The following is a 2,601-nucleotide window of genomic DNA, read 5'->3' as shown; positions in this document are numbered from 1 at the left end:
CGCCCGCCCCGATCACGACGGACCCGCGCCTTAACTCGCCTCACCGACAGCACCCGACCGGCAACGCCGGCCGGGCATTCGGCGAGCCCTCCCACGACATCACCGAACACTTACGGCGGATCAGTCAGCCGGCGCGTTCGCACTGCTCCGGAGCCGGGCGCTGATCGGGAGCCCGGAGGCAGATCGGGGGCTGGAAGGCCGGTTCCTCCCCGGTTCCTCCCCGACGGCCGGCACCGTTGCCGCGTGGCTGTGACGCAACAGGCCTCAACGAAGCACCCCGTTCGGTTCCACGAATGTTCTACGCCACGTAGGATTGGCACCATGGCGCGCCTGGGTGACCTCGAACGGTCGGTCATGGACGTGTTGTGGGCGAGCGACGACTGGCTGACGGCCCGCGAGGTCGCCGGCCGTCTCCAGCATGAACGCGATCTCGCGTACACCACCGTGCTGACCGTGCTCGAACGGTTGGAACGGAAGGGATTCGTGCGGCGTCAGCGTTCGGCGCGCGCGCATCGCTACGCGGCCAGCGACAGTCGCGAGGCCGTCGTGGCCGAGGCGATGATGGAGGCGCTCGGCACGGCGGACGATCGTGGTTCCGCCCTGGTCCGCTTCGTGGGGTCGGTGTCCGCGGAGGAGGCCGAGATCCTTCGCCGTGCCCTGGAACCCGTCGGTCCCGGGGAACCCGGCATCTTCGTGCCTGGCGGAGAGGCCCCGCGCGCCGAGGATCCGCACACGGAGGTCCGGCACGCCGAGGCCCGGCGCGGTCCGGCGATCGGAGACCCGCCCCGCGACGACCCGGAGCAGATCGTCACGGTAGCCACCGACCCGGATCGAACGGCCCAGATTCCGCCCGACCACCGGTAGCGTTAGCCGGGACATGACGACCGCGGCACTTCTCGCCCTGTTCGCGGGCATGTTGGCCTGGCCGGTCCCACGCCTGCTGGCCGCCGCGCGCTGGCCCTACCGATGTCCACGGGCGGCGATCGTGCTCTGGCAGGCGGTCGGTCTGGCCGGCGGAGTGTCGGCGCTGCTCGCGGCGATCGCGTTCACCGTCTCACCACTGTCCGGCGACACCCCGACCGCCATCGCCGACCATCTCGACAACATCGCGGCCGGCGCGCCGCTGACGGGCCTGGGCCTGATCAACCTCATCGGCCTCGCTGTGGCGGCGGCCTTGGCCTCCCGGCTGTTCGGGGTGCTCGGCACCTCCAGCGCCGCCACCCTTCGCGAGCGTCACCGACACCGCGACCTGGTCGATCTGGCTGGCCGTCGGCATCGCCGGCATGAGACCTGCGTCCCGCCCGGCCGTGCGTCCCATCATTCCGGCACAGCCGCGGACTCTGGTGCGGCCACCGACCCTGGCACAACCGCCGACGGCGGGGGCGCAACCGGCTGCTGCCTGTGCGAACACCGGGACCGGGCCGGCATTCTACTGCGCATCCTTGATCATCCCGTCGCGGTCGCCTACTGCGTGCCGGGGGTGCGGCACGCCCGGGTTGTGGTCTCCCGCGGGCTACTGAACACCCTCGACGCCACCGAGCTGGACGCCGTGCTCGCCCACGAGGCGGCCCACGTCGCCGGTCGTCACGACCTCGTCATCCAGCCGTTCGTCGCGTGGGAGCGGACCTTCCCGTTCCTGGATCCGGCCAGGGAGGCGACCGCGGCCGTCTCGCTCCTCGTCGAGATGCTCGCCGACGACGCGGCGGCCCGGCAGACAAGCCGCCGATCGCTCGCGCGGGCCTTGGCCCGGCTGGGCGGGGCAAGGGCACCGGTCCCCGCCGGGGCGCTGGGGATCATCGATTCTCCGGCCGCTGTGCTGCCCGCACTCGGCTCCCACGATCCTACGGCGGTCGGCGTCCGCGATTCCGGCCCGCCCGGCCCGGGCAACCCAGACGCCGACGGGCCAGACCCCGGCGGGCCAGACCCCGGCGGGCCAGACCCCGGCGGGCCAGACCCCGGCGATGCGGCGCCCGGCCAGACACGACCGATCGGCGGCGGCCCTCGGCGCGGCACGGCCAATCCGGTCATCTCGCGGATCGCCCGGCTCCTCGACCCGCCGGAAGTGCCATGGTGGATGCCGCCGTGCGCCTACTTCGGGGCGATCATCGTGCTCGCCGCGCCCCCGCTTATTCTCCTGGTCGGCTGAGCGGAAGGCGTTAATCTCTACTTTTTTTATTGACAAGCGGCGGAATGATATCTACTGTCAGCGTCATGAGCCGGCGCCCGCTTCTGGTCTGCCGTGCACACATTGACTTTCATCGCGTCGCGAGCGCGCTCTGTCACCCTTACCATCGATCCCTCTGATCATCAGGACCCGTTCCGCCGACTGGCATCCGTCACCGTAAGCCCCCCGGCGCCCGGTGACGGCACCTGCCGCCTCGTACCCGAGCCGGCCAACGGCAGCCGACCTGATGTCAGCGAAGGGTGGCCCCCTCCCTCCGATCCACCGTCCCTGTGGTCAGCCGTGCCCCCGGTCCTGACTTTTCCGTGCGTTCCACCTGCCCTGTGTTTGCACGCCTTGCGCGTGCGCGGCGACGAGAGGCCCCGTCAGCCGCGTGGTCGCATCGCGAGGAGGTTCTCCGTGCCCGTACGAGACAAGAC

At 71.3% G+C, this 2,601-nt stretch carries 2 protein-coding genes; both read left to right on the top strand.

Annotated features, from left to right (window positions below):
* The first annotated feature begins 321 nt into the window (after nt 1-321).
* Nucleotides 322-864, top strand: coding sequence for a BlaI/MecI/CopY family transcriptional regulator (locus tag AC08OX_RS14455; RefSeq protein WP_476608299.1), 543 nt, complete (start codon nt 322-324; stop codon nt 862-864).
* 13 nt (nt 865-877) lie between these two features.
* On the top strand, nt 878-2,146 hold the full coding sequence (locus AC08OX_RS14450; protein WP_476608298.1) for a M56 family metallopeptidase: 1,269 nt from the start codon (nt 878-880) through the stop codon (nt 2,144-2,146).
* The last annotated feature ends 455 nt before the right edge of the window (nt 2,147-2,601 follow it).

This window comes from Frankia sp. CoBUL1 (assembly GCF_978021245.1).
Note: the sequence above shows the minus strand (reverse complement) of the source record. Positions and strands in the feature narration are given on the sequence as shown.